This is a genomic window from Pedobacter terrae, assembly GCF_036946585.1.
GTDB classification, from domain to species: domain Bacteria; phylum Bacteroidota; class Bacteroidia; order Sphingobacteriales; family Sphingobacteriaceae; genus Pedobacter; species Pedobacter terrae_C.
Map to the genome: position 1 here is coordinate 1 of NZ_JAQIIV010000022.1, position 17,249 is coordinate 17,249.

At 38.1% G+C, this 17,249-nt stretch carries 14 protein-coding genes; 7 read left to right on the forward strand and 7 right to left on the reverse strand.

What is annotated here, in order from left to right:
• Positions 1 to 52: 52 nt before the first annotated feature.
• The 5 genes from PGN18_RS20080 to PGN18_RS20100 form a co-directional block, all read right to left on the reverse strand.
• Complete coding sequence (locus PGN18_RS20080) at positions 53 to 919, reverse strand: hydroxymethylglutaryl-CoA lyase (RefSeq protein ID WP_335321359.1); 867 nt, start codon at positions 917 to 919, stop codon at positions 53 to 55.
• 147 nt (positions 920 to 1,066) lie between these two features.
• Positions 1,067 to 2,398: an NAD(P)/FAD-dependent oxidoreductase gene (locus PGN18_RS20085; RefSeq protein ID WP_335321360.1), complete on the reverse strand. Its 1,332-nt coding sequence runs from the start codon at positions 2,396 to 2,398 to the stop codon at positions 1,067 to 1,069.
• 355 nt (positions 2,399 to 2,753) lie between these two features.
• Positions 2,754 to 5,735 carry a protein translocase subunit SecDF gene (gene secDF, locus PGN18_RS20090; RefSeq protein ID WP_335321361.1) on the reverse strand — a complete coding sequence of 994 codons (2,982 nt, stop codon included), beginning with the start codon at positions 5,733 to 5,735 and terminating at the stop codon, positions 2,754 to 2,756.
• A gap of 500 nt (positions 5,736 to 6,235) precedes the next feature.
• Positions 6,236 to 6,745 (reverse strand): dihydrofolate reductase, encoded by a 510-nt coding sequence (locus PGN18_RS20095; RefSeq protein ID WP_335321362.1) that lies wholly within the window; start codon positions 6,743 to 6,745, stop codon positions 6,236 to 6,238.
• Between the two features lie 166 nt (positions 6,746 to 6,911).
• A complete protein-coding gene (locus tag PGN18_RS20100) occupies positions 6,912 to 7,706 on the reverse strand; it encodes a thymidylate synthase (RefSeq protein ID WP_335321363.1) in 795 nt (264 codons plus the stop codon).
• A gap of 204 nt (positions 7,707 to 7,910) precedes the next feature.
• Between PGN18_RS20100 and ispE the strand changes: the two genes are divergently transcribed.
• The 7 genes from ispE to PGN18_RS20135 all read left to right on the forward strand — a co-directional run bounded on the left by ispE (position 7,911) and on the right by PGN18_RS20135 (position 13,620).
• Positions 7,911 to 8,714 (forward strand): 4-(cytidine 5'-diphospho)-2-C-methyl-D-erythritol kinase, encoded by an 804-nt coding sequence (gene ispE / locus PGN18_RS20105; protein ID WP_335321364.1) that lies wholly within the window; start codon positions 7,911 to 7,913, stop codon positions 8,712 to 8,714.
• Positions 8,715 to 8,847: 133 nt separating this feature from the next.
• Positions 8,848 to 9,270 carry an OsmC family protein gene (locus PGN18_RS20110; protein ID WP_335321365.1) on the forward strand — a complete coding sequence of 141 codons (423 nt, stop codon included), beginning with the start codon at positions 8,848 to 8,850 and terminating at the stop codon, positions 9,268 to 9,270.
• A gap of 157 nt (positions 9,271 to 9,427) precedes the next feature.
• Positions 9,428 to 10,594, forward strand: a complete 1,167-nt coding sequence (locus PGN18_RS20115; RefSeq protein WP_335321366.1) for a trans-sulfuration enzyme family protein — start codon at positions 9,428 to 9,430, stop codon at positions 10,592 to 10,594.
• Between the two features lie 86 nt (positions 10,595 to 10,680).
• Positions 10,681 to 11,442: a hypothetical protein gene (locus tag PGN18_RS20120; RefSeq protein ID WP_335321367.1), complete on the forward strand. Its 762-nt coding sequence runs from the start codon at positions 10,681 to 10,683 to the stop codon at positions 11,440 to 11,442.
• A gap of 843 nt (positions 11,443 to 12,285) precedes the next feature.
• Complete coding sequence (locus PGN18_RS20125) at positions 12,286 to 13,008, forward strand: pirin family protein (RefSeq protein ID WP_335321368.1); 723 nt, start codon at positions 12,286 to 12,288, stop codon at positions 13,006 to 13,008.
• A 64-nt stretch (positions 13,009 to 13,072) separates the two neighbouring features.
• Entirely contained in the window at positions 13,073 to 13,369 is a 297-nt protein-coding gene (locus PGN18_RS20130) for a hypothetical protein (protein WP_335321369.1), read from the forward strand.
• A gap of 116 nt (positions 13,370 to 13,485) precedes the next feature.
• Positions 13,486 to 13,620: a hypothetical protein gene (locus tag PGN18_RS20135; RefSeq protein ID WP_335321370.1), complete on the forward strand. Its 135-nt coding sequence runs from the start codon at positions 13,486 to 13,488 to the stop codon at positions 13,618 to 13,620.
• A gap of 141 nt (positions 13,621 to 13,761) precedes the next feature.
• Here PGN18_RS20135 and PGN18_RS20140 read toward each other — a convergent pair whose 3' ends face one another.
• Positions 13,762 to 14,043, reverse strand: coding sequence for a hypothetical protein (locus tag PGN18_RS20140; protein WP_335321371.1), 282 nt, complete (start codon positions 14,041 to 14,043; stop codon positions 13,762 to 13,764).
• Positions 14,044 to 14,045: 2 nt separating this feature from the next.
• Positions 14,046 to 16,850 (reverse strand): TolB family protein, encoded by a 2,805-nt coding sequence (locus PGN18_RS20145; RefSeq protein ID WP_335321372.1) that lies wholly within the window; start codon positions 16,848 to 16,850, stop codon positions 14,046 to 14,048.
• Positions 16,851 to 17,249 lie beyond the last annotated feature (399 nt).

Consider the following 17,249-nt stretch of genomic DNA (forward strand, 5'->3'; position numbering starts at 1 on the left):
TGGGTACAGCATTGGAGAAATAATACAATTATTTTCTGTATGCTTACCAAACTTAGAAATCACTAAATACCTTTCCGGAAAAAGCCATCGCCTCCTCCCATTTATCCATATTCAACTCTAAATTTTCGCCTTTTGCATTCAAAAAGCTAATTACATCTTCTGTAGCGATGTTTCCGGTGAGGTCATCGGCAGCCATTGGGCAGCCACCAAAACCCTTCAATGCTGAATCTATGCGTTTAACGCCAGCATCATAAGCAGCAGATATCTTTTCGATCCGTTCAGCGGGAGTAGAGTGTAAATGAATGCCAATTTCTGTTCCGTTGAACTTTGAAATTAATTTAGGCAATATGGTTTCTATTTTTTCCGGCGTGGAAACGCCTACTGTATCGGCCAGCGATAAAATTTCCACTCCTTTACTTACCAGTACATCAGCCCATTTTTCTACAATTTCATAATTCCATTCATCACCATAAAGATTTCCAAAACCCATCGATAGGTAAACAACCGCCTTCTTGCTATTTTTTGCACAAAGTGAAAGCATTTCTTCTACCGTAGTTAACGATTGTGATATGCTCGAATTGGTATTACGTTGTTGGAAGGTTTCAGAGATCGAAAATGGGAAACCAAGGTAATCAACTGCCTCTTGCTTTACAGCATCTTCTACTCCCTTTAAATTAGCTACAATGGCTAAAAGTTTAGTTTTAGTATTACTTAAATCCAGCTTTGTTAACACTTCAGCGGTATCTGCCATTTGCGGGATTGCTTTAGGCGAAACAAAACTACCGAAATCAAGCGTGTCAAAACCAACCTGCAGCAACAGGTTTAAATATTCAACTTTAAGTTCAGTTGGAATAAAATCGTGCAGTCCCTGCATGGCATCGCGGGGACATTCTATTAATCTGAAACTGTTTTGGCTCATATTTTTGGTTTAACCGCAAAGTGCGCAAAGTTTTTCGCAAAGTAAAGAAGAAACCACAAACAAATTTTTAGCACTAAAGTTACCCTAAACCCTAAACCCTAAACCCTAAACCCTAAACCCTAAACCCTAAACCCTAAACCCTAAACCCTAAGAGACATTAACCTCTTTTACAGCGGGTACCTCTTCCCTGTAATCCACACTTCGATCCTTCGCAAAGGTTCTGATAATCAAACGGGTTCCGCGATCATAACTAAAATAGCTCCAAACCCAATTGACGAAAACAATGATCTTGTTTCTGAAACCTACTAAAGTCATTAGGTGAACAAACATCCAGGTAAACCAGGCAAATACGCCTTGAAAACGGATTTTGCCAATATCTACAACAGCTTTATTTCTGCCAACTGTAGCCATCGAGCCTTTATCGAAATATTTAAATTTCTCCAAAGGTTTATTTTCTTTAATGTTGATCAGGTTTTTGGCCAGGTGATGTCCCTGTTGGATGGCTGCGGGGGCAACCCCCGGGTGACCGTTGGGTGTTTCTTCATCGATAATAGCGGCCACATCGCCAATGGCGTATACATTTTGATAACCTACCACTAAATTTTGTGTATCTGTTTTCAACCGGCCTCCACGAACTACTTCTGCTTTGTCTAAACCAGCTAATACTTCTCCTTTTACACCTGCACTCCAGATTACGGTAGAGCTTAAAATAGGCGCTTTATCCTGCAGGCTGAGTTTTAGTCCGTCGTAACCCAATACCCGGGTTTCGTTCATGATCTGAACGCCCATATCAGTTAGAAAATCTTTGGCTTTTCTCTGTGCCTGTGGCGACATTACCCCCAACAATTCAGGCGAATTTTCGATCAGGTAAATATTAACCTTGCTTAAATCCATTTCCGGATAATCATTCGGGATAACATGTCTTTTAAGCTCTGCGATAGCCCCGGAGGTTTCTACGCCCGTTGGTCCACCACCAACCACAACAAAGTTGAGTAAGGCGTTTTTCTTATCCGGATCTTTTTCGATCAGCGATTTTTCGAAATTTTGCAAAATCAAGCTTCTTAAATCTAATGCTTCCGGGATGGATTTCATGGGCATGGAATTGGCCTCGATTTCTTTATTGCCAAAAAAGTTACTGGTAGATCCTGTTGCAATAACCAGATAATCGTAACTAATTCTGCCGATATCTGTTTGTAAACAATTTTCTGCAGCATTTACTTCTGTAACTTTGGTTACGCGAAAGATCAGGTTTTTTTGACCTTTAAAAATCTTTCTTAATGGAAAAGCAATAGAGTCGGCTTCTAAACCTCCTGTAGCTACCTGATAGAGTAGAGGTTGGAACGTATGGTAATTGTGTTTATCGAGCATCACTACCTGAAAAGGTTTATTCTTTAAACGTTTGGCCAATTCAATACCGCCAAATCCACCGCCAACTATAACTACTCTGGGGTACTCGCTTTTAGGAAGTTGTAAATCCATTTTATCTCCGTTTATCTATTGCTTAAATAACAAAAAGATAGCCAAAAGGTTTAAAGAATAAGGTTTTGGCAGTTATTGTAGCTTAAAAAAGAAGATATAACGCTGGTATGACGAAGTGGGATTTTATAGGTTCTTAGCATTATTTTAAGTTAACTAAACCTGATGGTAGTGAGCATGGAGCGCAGCGGAATAAAACGAACAGCAGGGCTATCGGAACAGAAGAGCCACAGGCATTGCTTTTCTAAAACCAAAAAATATAGCAAATCCCTTTTTGTCTTTTCGTGGTAAAAGAGCAGGGTATAAAAAAAGCGCTCCAGTTTCTCGGAGCGCTTGTGTATTTTTAAGATTTTGGATCTTATTTTTTCTCTGCAGAACTACCCAAATCAATTACGATAGGCGTAGAGATACATAATGACGAGTACGTACCGATGATACGACCGATTAACAAGGCGAAAATAAATCCGCGGATGCTATCGCCACCAAAAATAAAGATCACCAATAACACGAAGAATACGGTTAATGAAGTTAAAATAGTACGGCTTAAGGTACTGTTCAATGCGAAATTGATTAAGTTGTTACGCGCTTCGCCATGTAAATCTTCTTTACCAGATTCTTTTAATTTCTCACGGATACGGTCGAATACAACAACCGTCTCCGTCATGGTATAACCCATTACCGTTAAAATTGCTGCGATAAAATCCTGACCAATTTCTAATGAGAATGGCATCACGCCGTCTAAAATAGTATAGAATGATAAAACCATTAAAACGTCGTGGAATAATGCGATTACCGCACCTAAGCCATACTGCCATTTTTTGAATCGTACTACGATGTAAATAAACATGAATAAACAGGAGATCAATACTGCGTAGAAAGCACCGTTTACAATATCACTTGCAATGATAGGTGTTACCTTTTGCGAACTTACGATTTCATATTTAGCACCTGCTAAACCTTTATTTAATGCGTCTTCAACAACTTTATCCGTTTTAATGTCCTGATCTTCGATGTGGAAAGTAGTGGTGATTTTTACCTGGCTATCTTCACCTGCAGTTTTAACCTCAGGCGTTTCGTTACCGAAAACCGGGTTTAACTTGGTTTTTAAATCTTCAGTGTTAACTGCTTTATCGAAATGAACCAAATAAGTTCTACCTCCTTTAAAATCTACACCTAAGTTTAAACCGCCATTTTTGAAGTACATACCGATACCTGCAATAATAATGATGGTAGAGATAATGTAATAGATTTTACGACGGCCAACAAAGTTGAAGGCTAAGTTTTTAAATGCATTACGCGTAAGGCTGTTATCGAAACTTACATCGATTTTGCGGTTTAATAACGATTCGAAAACTACTCTCGAAATGGCAACAGCTGCAAATAATGAAGAAAGGATACCGATACATAATGTAGTTGCGAAACCTTGAACCGGACCACTACCAAAAACATAAAGGATGGCACCTAAAATAAATAAGGTAACGTTTGAGTCGATAATGGAAGGCATTGCATGTTTAAAACCTTCTTTAATGGCTGAAGCAGTATTCTTGCCATGCGCAAGCTCTTCACGTACACGCTCAAAAATAAGGATGTTTGCATCTACCGATAAACCAATCGTTAATACGATACCTGCAATACCAGGTAAGGTTAATACCGCACCAAGTGATACCAGGATACCAATAATGAAGAACAAGTTGATTAACAACGCAAAATTAGCTACCCAGCCTGCACGGTGATAATATAACGCCATGAAGATCAGGATTACGATAAAGGCAATCACAAATGAGATTAAGCCATCGTGAATAGCCTGTGCACCTAAAGTTGGACCAACTATATAACTACCTGCAATACGTGCAGGCGCAGGTAATTTACCCGCTTTTAAGATGTTAGATAAATCTTTGGTATCAGCCTGGGTAAAGTTACCAGTGATTGAGGAAACACCACCAGCAATTTCGTTCTGAACGGTAGGAGCAGAATAAACCTGATTGTCTAATACAATCGCAATAGATTTTTTGTTATTTGGATCAGCAGCAGCTTCAGCAGTAATTTTTTTCCATTTAGCAGCACCTTCACTGGTCATGTACATGGTTACTTCTGGTTTGCCTTTTTGGTCAAAATCAGCACGCGAATCGCTGATTGCTTCACCACCTAAATCTGGTTTGCCATCTGCACTAACTACTTTAATAGCATATAACTCGAAAACTTTCGAACCTTCTCTGGGTTTAACGCTCCACATAAATTTCATCGTAGATGGAATAGATGCAGCTACTTCAGGAAGTTTTAAATAAGCGTTGACCTTTGCAGTATCTTTTTGTAGCGACATACCCACAACTGCACCAGGCATTAGTTGCTGTTGACCGTTTTCGCCTTGGTAAATTGGAAGGTTAAGAACAGCATAAAGTGGATTAGATTTGATTAATTCGGCTTTAACTGCGCTCGAATCTTTTTTACCTAAACCCGCAAGTTTGCCACCTTTAGCTGTAGTATCTTTAGCAGCAGCTTTTTCTAAGCCAGCTAATTTACCACCTGCAGCCGGAGCAGCCGTTGTATCTTTAGCAGCTGGTGCATCAGTTTTTAATGTTGCCGCTAAAATTTTATTAATATTTTCTAATAATGGTGCAACTTCTTGCACCTGGTATACTTGCCAGAACTGTAATTCGGCAGATCCCTGCAAAAGTTTAGCAATACGCTCTTTATCTTGCACACCTGGCATTTCAATTAAGATGCGGTTACTGCCTTCTTGTTTTTGCATGTTCGGACTAACTACACCGAAACCATCAATACGTGAACGAAGAACGGTAAATGAACGATCGATAGCGCTGGTTGCTTCTTTTTCTAAGAAAGACTCAACTTCATTATTGCTTGCATTAGGTTTTAACTGAGATGCGTTATCCTGATTAGAAAAATAATCTGCAAGTTTTACTCCAGGGCTTAATTTTTCGAATTCATCAACAAAAATTTTGATGTAATCCTTACCACCGGCATTTAATTGAATCTGTGCATTTTGAACTGCTTTGTTGAAGTTTGCATCAGTAGGGTTACCCGCCAATGATTTTACCAACTCCGCTAACGATATCTCCATCGTTACGTTCATCCCGCCTTTTAAGTCCAGACCCAAATTAATCTCTTTCGCTTTTACCTCTTGATAAGTAAATCCAACAACCGGATAAACTTTTTCGGTACTCATCGAATCTAAGTAAGCCTTTTCTTTGGCTAAGTCGCCTTTCGCATAGTTTTTTGCATCTTTTTCTACCTTGGATGCCACCAAAGTAAAAGAAAGTGCATACGCACAAACGATAGCCAATACTATCGCTATAAACTTAATAAAACCTTTTCCTTGCATTGTTTGTTTAAAATAATTTGTCTTTCGCTGTTTTTTAACAAGTCGGCAAATCTAATTAAATTTTTAAATTATAGAACCCCTTAATTGATAATTTATTAAGATTAATTTTTATCGAGCATTAATCCTCGACTATTCATCAGGCAGAATTTATTTTAGAGAGGTAAATTCAGAATGAAATTGATTAGAAAGTAATTGTAGCAGCTTTTGGGATTGGATTCCTCCGGCTGATGTGCCAACTTTTTCAACTGTTGTTATATTGAGGAACGAAGCATCTTTTCATTTATAAGTTTCAAGCGAGTTAAAGATTTTTTTGTTGGAAAGCAATACCTGTGTTTCTTGGGCTCCGACAGTCCCGCTGTCCGTTTTATTTCGCTGCGCTCCATGCTCACTGCCATCGGGTTTAACCGGCAGGGGTAGAGGTCTATTGGCATCGGATAACTTGTAAGAAAATGCTTTGCATTCTTTGCGAAGTTCTCAGCGTTCTTTGCGATTAAATTGAATTAAATCCTTTCTAAAACCTCAAAAGTATAATTGTACTTATTTTTTTCGTCGGCCTTGTGCGGTTCGATGCTGATCACTTTCCATTCTTTTCGATCTATTTCCGGAAAAAAGGTGTCGGCTTCAAAACTATGGTGAATGGTGGTTAAATAAAGTGTTTGCGTTTTTGGCAATGCCTGTTTATAAATTTCAGCACCGCCAACAATAAATACTTGTTTTTCTTCTGTTTTGGTAAATGCTAAAGCTTCTTCCAGACTATTTAAGACTTCAACACCCTCAATTTTTAATTGTGTATCTCTTGTAATCACAATATTACGGCGATTAGGTAATGGTTTACCTACAGAATCGAACGTTTTACGTCCCATGATCACGGTATGGCCAGATGTAGTTTGTTTAAAAAACTTCAAGTCTGCTGGCATATGCCATAAAAGCTGGTTGTTTTTACCTATTGCGTAATTTTCGCCTATTGCTACAGCAATGGAAAGCGAAGGGTTTTTTGGTTCATTGGTCATAAATTTGTAGACTAAAGTGTTATGACTGATTATGTCATGTTTAAAAAAGATTGCTTCGTCGTTCCTCCTCGCAATGACGATAATCACAGCGTCATTGCGAACTGAAGCAAGGGACGTGAAGTGGGGTGTAGCAATCTATTTAATTGATCGATATTTTTTAATAAGCTTATACGGCCACAACGCCTTTAATATGGGGATGGGCATTGTAGTTCTCGAGCGTAAAATCTTCGAACTTGAAATCAAAAATGCTTTTTACTTCAGGATTGATTTTCATAGTCGGAAGTGGTTTAGGTGCTCGACTTAACTGAAGGTTAGCCTGTTCAATATGGTTATTGTACAAATGTGCATCACCAAGGGTGTGGATAAAATCTCCAGCTTCAAGACCGCAAACCTGTGCCACCATCATGGTCAGTAGGGCATAAGAAGCAATATTAAAAGGTACACCCAGGAAAATATCGGCACTTCGTTGATACAACTGGCAACTTAATTTTCCATCTGCAACGTAAAATTGAAAAAAAGCGTGACAAGGCGGCAATGCCATATTTTCGATTTCCGCTACATTCCAGGCGGAAACAATAATTCTGCGCGAATCTGGATTGTTTTTTATGGTGTTGATGATGTTCGTAATCTGGTCGATGTGCTTTCCGTCTGGTGTTGGCCAGCTTCTCCATTGCGAACCATAAACAGGGCCTAAATTACCATCCTCATCAGCCCATTCGTCCCAAATTCGAACACCATTTTCTTTAAGGTATTTGATGTTGGTTTCGCCACTTAAAAACCAGATCAGTTCATGGATAATAGATTTTAAGTGCAGTTTCTTGGTCGTCACCATCGGAAAACCTTCTTGAAGGTTAAAACGCATCTGATAACCAAAAACACTTATAGTTCCGGTGCCGGTACGGTCGTGCTTTTGCGCGCCATGATCCAGCACATGCTGCATTAAATCTAAATATTGTTTCATACTGTTTTGATAATTTACAAATATCGAAAATTTATCAAAAGTTGAATATTTTAGTTATTGACACTATGCGCTTTTTAAAATTTTATTACGAGATTACTTTTGCATACTTTGTTATCAAAACATAACATTGTATGTTTGCATTGATGGTCGTTGCTGTTTTTGCAATTAGGACTCAAGACTTACGACTCACGATTTTGGACTAATATGCTATCTTTCCCCAACGCTAAAATAAACCTTGGCCTAAACATCACCGAGAAGCGGACTGATGGTTATCACAATCTCGAAACGGTTTTTTATCCGATCAATATTAAGGATGCGGTTGAGATTATCGATGCAGAAGTAACCTCTTGCAAAATTCACGGCATTGATATTCCCGGCGATCCGAATGACAACCTGTGTTTTAGGGCTTACCATTTGGTAAAGAAAGATTATAATATTCCTGCACAGCAGATTAATTTATTGAAAAATATTCCGGTTGGAGCAGGTTTGGGTGGAGGATCAGCTGATTGTGCTTTTCTGATCAAACTGTTAAATGATAAATTCAGTTTAGGGATGTCTGTTGATAAAATGAAGAATTATGCCCGGCAGTTAGGTGCCGACTGTGCATTTTTTATTGAAAATAAACCAGCTTACGCATTTAATAAAGGCGACGAATTTGAAAAGTGTGAAATAGATTTGTCAGCCTGGTTTAAAGTTTTGGTGAAACCGCCTGTACATGTAAGTACGACTGATGCTTATGCGCAGGTAAAACCGCAAAAACCTTTGCAATCGTTAAAAGAAATCATACATTTGCATCCAACAACATGGAAAAATAAGGTTATCAACGATTTCGAACCATCGGTATTCGCAAAGTATCCCCAAATTCATCAAATAAAAACCAGTTTATACGATGCAGGCGCCACATTCGCTTTGATGAGTGGCAGCGGTTCGTCGGTTTTTGCAATTTTCGGCCATCCGGTTAAATTGCATGAACTGGAGCAAAACAACTTTGTATTTTATGGTATTTAAGCTGATCGGATGGCGCAAAGCGTTCAGACAGCAAATTTTACGATATTAAATAATAAATTTAAATTAAAGTAAGGGTTGAAAGGAAGAAGGCTTAAGTCTTGATATCTGATACTCAATACTCGATACTATTGATATGAACATTAATTTAGTCCGCAAGAGCGGGAAATTTAATTTTGAAGCAGAAAACGAGAGCGGTTTTACGGTAGAGTTGGATGCTAAAGCCGCCATTGGTGGTGAGGGAAAAGGTTTCAGGCCCATGGAGATGCTTTTAATCGGTTTGGGTGGTTGCAGTGGTATTGATATGGTAAATGTGCTTACTAAACAAAAAGAACCTCTAAATGATATCAAAATTGCCATTAATGCCACGCGTAAAGACGAGGAAATGCCTCCGATTTTTGATGTAATTGATATCCACTTCGATTTGTTCGGCGATTTAAGCATCCAAAAAGTGGAGCGTGCATTATCTATGACTTTTGATAAATACTGCTCTGTATCGAATATTTTAGGCCGTTCAGCAACAATTAATTTTACGTACAAAATAAATAGTATCAAGTAGCAAGTATCAAGTATCAAGAAGATTACTTAATACTCAAATCTTGATACTTAATACTCAAATCTTGATACTTGACACTCAAATCTTGATACCCAAATCTCGATACGCATTACTTGATACTCAAATCCTGCTACTTGATACTCAAATCCTGATACAAAAAATGAAATCCGAAAATTTTGAAACCATAGCGATACGCACACAAACCGAACGCAGTTTACATAAAGAACATTCAGCGCCGATTTACCTTACTTCTAGTTACAAGTTTGATGATGCGGAAGAAATGCGTGCGCTGTTTGCCAATGAGAAAGAGGGCAATGTTTATAGCCGTTATTCGAATCCAAATACTTCAGAATTTATCGAAAAAATGTGCCTTTTAGAAGGTGCTGAAGATGGTTTTGCCACAGCGACGGGTATGGCCGCAATTTTTACCACATTTGGTGCGTTTTTGAAAAATGGAGACCATCTGGTGTCAAGCCGTTCTGTTTTCGGTTCTACGCATCAATTGTTAACCAATGTTTTTTCTAATTGGGGGGTAACTTTCGATTATGCCGATCTGGACAAACCACAAGACTGGGAGGCTCTGATTAAGCCTAATACTAAAATGATTTTTGTTGAAACCCCATCTAATCCCGGGATCGACATCATCGATCTCGAATTTTTGGGCAATCTGGCTAAAAAACACAATGTTTTGTTGGTAGTTGATAATTGCTTTGCCACGCCATATTTGCAACAGCCCATTAAATTTGGTGCACACATTTCTATTCATTCAGCAACCAAATATATCGATGGGCAAGGTCGTGTATTAGGAGGGGTTATTTTAGGTACTAAAGAACTGATTGCAGATGTGATCGGTTTTGCACGTCATAGTGGACCGGCGTTATCACCTTTCAATGCATGGATATTATCTAAAAGTTTAGAAACTTTGGCTATTCGTATGGACCGCCATTGTGAAAATGCTTTAAAGGTGGCCGAGTATTTAGAAAAGCACCCCAAAATTAAATTGGTTAAATATCCGTTTTTACCGTCGCACCCTCAATATGATATCGCTAAAAAACAAATGAAACAGGGTGGAGGCATTGTAACCATTGTGGTTGATGGTGGTATAGATGCTGCACGTAAATTTATGGACGGTTTGCAACTGTTTTCGATCTCGGCAAACCTGGCTGATACGCGTTCTATTGCGACACATCCCGCAACCAGTACGCACAGCAAACTTACTGAAGCGCAACGCAATGAAGTGGGGATTGAGCAAGGATCTATCCGTTTATCAATTGGTTTGGAGCATATCAACGATATTTTAGCCGATATCGAGCAGGCATTAGCTTAATGGTTTAAATTGGTGGTAATTTAATTACTGAAAATTTAAATATTTGTTTGTACCCTTTACACTCGGTTTTAACTTGAAATAACCTGATGAAGAATTTGTTTTTAGTGCTGTTAGGTACAATTTTGTTTTCTTGCAAGCAAAACGATAAAGATGCTATAAATGCAGTGGAAAGGAAGGGGCTGAATTTGGAAAAACTTGATTTCAATGAAAAACCACTTAAAATTTTAAAATCCAAAATAGATTCAAATGTAAATAATGATCCTGATTTCATGAAAAAAGGTTACTCGATGCCTTTTGATTATCCGGTAGGTTATAAAGTAGAAGCTTGGAATGGTAAGGATTCATTTTATGGTAAAGCATATTACAGTAAGATTATTGATAGTATTGCCTATTACCAGAACATATACTTTAATAGGATCGCTTTTTTAACTCACGATAATAAAACGGTAGCGATTTTAGCCGATGCAGAACTTAAATCTGATACGGTTTACAACGAGTTTGTAAAACAATTAGAGAGGCAGTTTGGTACGCCAACTTTTAGGCCACAAACTACTGAAGATGTTTTTTATGAGTGGACAGCAAACGATAGGCGTATTCAAATTGATTATGCTAGAGGATTTTCAATGGAGGTAAGTTCTGGACAAAAAACAGATACCAGGGAAATAATTAACATGAAGATGCTTATATTTAATAGAACTGAGGCAGCAAAAATTGATAGTATACAGCAGAAAAATTATGCTAAAACCAAGGAGTATAAAGTAATGCAGGGCGATTTCAAATTATACAAAAATGATCCCCAAAAAAATATTATTTTAATGGGCAGCATTTTAAACGAAAAATTTAAATAAGAATTTTTCAAACTTGGCCTGTATCTAACCTAGGAATGAGAGTTTTATAGTGCAACATGAACGATATACTTGCATTTTTTTTGAACTCGGATCCATTAGCGAGCCGGAATATTTAAAAAAGATGGCCTATTTTGGGATCGATACTTCCAAAGCTTATAGTATTCGTGTGCCAAACATCCGCAAGCTTGCCAAACAAATTGATAACATTAGAAATTGTCCTTGTTGCTTTGGGAAGCTAGATTTCATGAAGCCCGACTTTTAGCCACCTTTATTGGCGATTATAAAGAGGTTGGATAAGCAAAAATAGAAGCATGGGTGGAAGATTTAATTGCTGGGATATAGGTGCCAGGCTTGCGAAAATCCTTTTGTTAAAACGCCTTATTTTAAGTCAAAGTTTTAGAATTTACGCAAGCCCAAGCAGAATTTGTAAAACGTACGGGTTTGTGTTGATAGCTGCAGCTGAGGTACACCTTAAAAAAGAACCTGATGAAACGATTTTGGGCTTTTCGCCTATCATTGAAAGGGAGTCTATCATCACCGGAATTTTGTTAAAAAGACCATCAACTGGGCGCTGGGGCAAATCGATAAACGCAATCCCTTTTTGCATGGGTATGCTATTGAAACGGCAAACGATATCCTCGCCCAAAACAAAAACGGCAATCGGGTTGCTTTGGATGCTTTAAGGAAGCTTAATAGTAATTTTGTTTTGGTCAGGCATGGTTTGTAACTGTTGCTGACTCCAAACTGGTAACTGAAAACTCCAAACTACACTTTCTTACCCTACATCAATGCCGGTTCAACATCACCGCTGTAAATTTGTATCATAAATAAGAAAGGAAGTTTATGTCACAGTTTATTTTGCACAAAGAAAACACCCGTGGTCATGCTAATCATGGCTGGTTAAATGCACACCACTCATTCAGTTTTGCTAATTACTACAATCCGGAAAGGATGCATTTCGGGGTTTTAAGGGTTTTAAATGATGACTTGATTGACGGTGGTATGGGTTTTGGTACCCACCCACACGATAATATGGAAATTATCACCATTCCGTTAGCTGGTGCAATTGCTCACAAAGATAGTATGGGTAATTCGGCCGTTATTAAAAATGGTGAAATCCAGGTAATGAGTGCCGGAACAGGTGTGAGCCATAGCGAGTTTAATGCCAATGCTGATGAGCAATTGAACTTATTACAGATCTGGTTATTTCCAAATAAGAAAAACGTTACACCAAGATACGATCAGCAAACATTAAATGTTGAAGCAAGGCACAATAATTTTCAGCAGATCTTGTCGCCTAATGCTGATGATGCTGGTGTATGGATCCATCAGGATGCCTGGTTCTCGTTAGGTAAATTCGATGCCGGATTTGAAACGGAATATAAAATCAAAAAAGCAGGCAATGGTGTTTATGCTTTTGTAATCAATGGCGAAGTAACCATAAACGGACAGGTGTTGAGCAAAAGAGATGGTTTGGGTGTTTGGGATACTGATAGCATCAGTTTTAAAGCGAATACTGAAGGTGCGGAGGTGTTGTTGATGGATGTGCCGATGGAATTAAGCTAGAAGATAATTTTTGACCAAACCTTGCAGGTGTCTGAAACCTGCAAGGTTTATTTATGAAAGGAATATGCAAATTACCATACTTTATATTGGAAGAGATACTGAAATTACCACAGTGATGCAGCGCTTGTTAAATGCCAGGCCGGAATGGAAAGGGATCTGCGTGTGTACGGATGAGGAGGCCATTTCAACTTTTAAAGCGCAGCAAATAGATCTGGTTTTGCTCGGAAATGGGATTGATGCCGGATGTGAACTGGTGTTAAGGGCGAAATTAACAGAGATTGAACCCGACGTTAAAATTATCCAGCACTACGGTGGAGGGAGTGGGCTCCTTTATGGTGAAATCATGACTGCGCTGAGTTAGTTAATTGAATATTCAGCTTTTTATATGTCAACTTATGTAACAGGAATTACTGATCCTGCTTCAAGGATTACAGTGATGTCCTCTTAAAATTAACGCTTGTTTACATTTTCACTGTCATGATGAGGTACGAAGCATCTGCAGCAGATGAAACAGGTACTACTTTTGTTAGCGTTACGAAGAATTATAAGCCTTACAATAAAGCCAGACTAATTATCATAAGAGTGACGGATATTGCTTCTCAAATATCGTAACGGGGATTAACTTTATTTAAAGAAGAAAAATAATTAAATGGTCTGTGAGGACACAGGCCATCGTATGGACACCATGATTCAGAAATTGAACAATGCTGGGCAACTCGATCTTAAAATCAAGTAATCCTGTTAATCCTGGCACTAACTGATATAGTCCCTGTCCTCGTCACTCAATTCTTTTTTACTCGAAACGGGTTGATTCCTTTCGATCTCATCATCATAACTGCTAACGGTTTTTTTCGGTCTGCCTACAACAAAACCGATAATGAAGCCGATAATGATACAAACGCCGATAACAAGTAATTTTGATACCTGAACGTCGTTCGCCACAATGAAATTGAATGGCACCTCATCACTGTTCAAAAATAGGAAGGCGGTTAGCAGTGCCGTTAATATGATTATCGAGATTGTCTTTGCACTCATGTTTAAAAGCTATAATTAAATGAAAACTCTAATATCGGATTTTGATTGTAAATCTGATTAACCAAAACCAATCTTGCTCCTAAATCTACAACAGGTTGATAGCGTAAAATGTTTACGCTAGTGTTCAATTCCACCCCATATGTTTTCGGATCGTTAAAGGTTGTCCCCTTCCCAATATTCTCATAATGGCAAAATAATCCAGCCCTAAAGTTTCTGACGTAAGCAAAAGGACCTACTTCCCAATCCGGAAAAGCAAATGGAAAACGGTAATTGAAAAGCAAACTATTTTGTAGTTTGTTTTTAGCGGGAATATTGTTGTATCCATAAACAGTTGCAATCTCTGTAGCATACTGATTTACGCCGGTTGCTTTTTGATAATTAAAGCTTGCCAGGAAGGAATGGTTTTTTGCAAAGCCCGGAAAGTACAGGAAGCTTTCGAGCGCTAAAATTTCTCCTTTTAAATTTTGATCAAAGGGCTGGTGATTGTAGGTTGCCCGAAACACCTGCGCCCATCTGGGCGTAATGTCTCTTTCGGTAGTGCGTACACTGTGGTTGAAAGTGAAATTATATTCCATCGGAAATTTAAGCTCCTGAATAAAACCAGCAGGCATGTTTTCTGGCATATACCTTTGCGTAAAACTCGTTGCGGTATTTAAAGTAAAACTATAGTTGTTATTGCGTGCATTAAATGACAAAGGAAGAGATGCATTAAGTTTAATGTAGTGCTCTCGCCAATCGCCTTGCTGTATCGTGTTTTTGGCGCGGTAGAACGTTCTTTTAGGTCTGTTCCGATATAAGATGCTCAATACGGGGTAAAGTGCTTTATAGCTAATGTCTGCAGTATATTCAAAGCGCTTTAAATCCCGGTGGTATTTTGCACCGGTATAAAAGTTCATCGTGTTGAGCAGATTGTTTGATTGCAACTCCAGACCGAAAATATATTCATTGTCGATTACGGGGATTATGCTGTGGAAACTGAAAAGATTTAATGCCTGATGATAGCGCCTGGTCTGGTAGGCGCTGTCGGGAATGTTGTCGAAAACATTACCTGTGTTTTCCTGTTTTTCTGCAGCTGCCGAGAAATCCACAAAGTTATTTTCGCCAACTGGTTTTTCTGCAACTGTGGTCTCGGCGATTTCATAACCGTTGATTTTATAATCATTAAAAATGATTTTTCCGTCCGAGCTTTCAGTAGGGTTGAAGGCGCCGTATTTGGCAGCACTTACCGCAGTGATTTTTTTTGAAATCATGTCAATTTGATAAATGTTATTGATGCCATTGAAGTGCGCATTGAAAACAATTTTATCCTGAATAAAAACCGGGCGGCTGAGCTGTTGGCGACTGTTTGAGATCATTACTATTTTCTTTCCTCCATCTATCAGCCATAAACTTTTTCCTTTTTCCGTTACGCCGATGTAGGCAACTCTATTTCCTGATTGATCGAACGACGGCGTTTGCAGAATTTCGTTTTCCGGATTTGGATAAGTCTTTAAAATTTGTCCTGAACTTGCATCCAGTTCAACCAGATTAAACTGGTTATTCAGCTCCACTTTTGAAGCGATGATTCTCTTTCCGTCATTTGACAAGCTGGGAGAAAAAAGCCTGCTTTTACTACTTAATTTTTTGAATTTTTTGGTCTTTAAATCATAAGAACAAATTATGCTATAACTCCGTTGTTTATATCTTGGATCGTAGCGGATTTCATCCCATACTAAAAGGTTGTTTTTTAAACTGAACCAGGGCTGTTCCTGATAACCGATTCCGAATAATTTTTGCTCCGTTTTGTCTTCGTTGATAATCACGAAATATCTGGCATCTGTCTTACTTTCTTTTAGGGCTAAAATCTGGTTTTTGTTTAATCTTACAGGAAGGAAATAATCGGTTGCTAAATCTGTTTTTTTGTTTAAGCTTTCATAACTTTCTGTAACTGATTTTTCTTGTTGCATTTTCCATTCCTGAGCAAGTTTGTTTTGGGTAGAAAGAAAGTAAGATCTTGTGTTTTGCTTCGTAAATTTTTTTAAGCTCTGCGAAAAGGGGTAAAGTCTTAGCGGTCTTTTTCTAATGTCGCTAAGTATGCTATCGGAAATGAACTGTCCATATCTTTCTTTCATATCCGATACCATTAAATATCCGGTTTGATAGTAGCCAGGAGTGACGTCTCTGTTCGAGCCAAAATAGGCTTTACTATAAGAGATTTTTCTGCCTTCTAAAATTAAAGCCCGATAAGGCATGATCCAATTGGGCTGCCTGCCTCTGCCCGAATTGGTCAGGGCAGTTTCATTGACTACTGCATCGCCCTCGAAAAACCAAATGGGAATACCTGCACCGAAGTAAGCGAAATAAACCAGCTCAGGAAAGGGGTGTGTTTGCGTTGCTGTCAATTTGTCAAACTGAGCAACGTGTCTAAGCTCGTGTATCGCAAGGTTATTTAGCCAATCCTGACTATCGAAAAATTGAGGTGGGGTAGCATAGAATTCAGACTTTTTAGGAGCAAGCTGTACAAAGCCATTTGCTATGGTTCCTCGGTTCTGAAGAAGGAGGGGTATTGCCGTTTTTTGCTGCCTTAAACTGAGTCCTACTCTAGGGTAAATAGAGGGTAGGGTACTGGCCATACGTTGCGCTTCTTTTTCCAGTTCTTGCGGGTATATGATTTTAAAGCCACCCGAATAAATATAGTTCCATTTTACACTAAGTGGGTTTTGCGCGCTACTGAAAATCTGCCCAGAAACAGGTAGTGATGTGATACTTAAGATTATTAATGTTAAGTATCTGATAATTAGTTTCTTGTTTAATATTAAAAGATTCATCTATATTATTTGCTAAAATATTTAGTTTTTTAAGTTTTGTTGTCTTCGATATTTATGAATTGATTATTTATGTTTTTATATTTAATTAATTGATTTTAAAATACTAATGATTTTTAATTAATATTTAAATTTGTTATTTGAATCAATATTTTATATCAGGTATAACCGCTTATTAGCACTTTAATCAACATTGTCAACTTCGTTAGTATAGCTGAATTTAATTTACACTTATTAATCGATTTTCCGTGAAAATTTTTACCATCATCTTAAATATTGTATAGCTTTTTAACATGACATTAAATTTTCACTTGAGCTCAAAATAGGGTGCATTCGGCCATTTTTTGCAAACGATTTTAAATTGTTTATCAGAAATAATTGCCTGGCTTTTGAACTGATTTT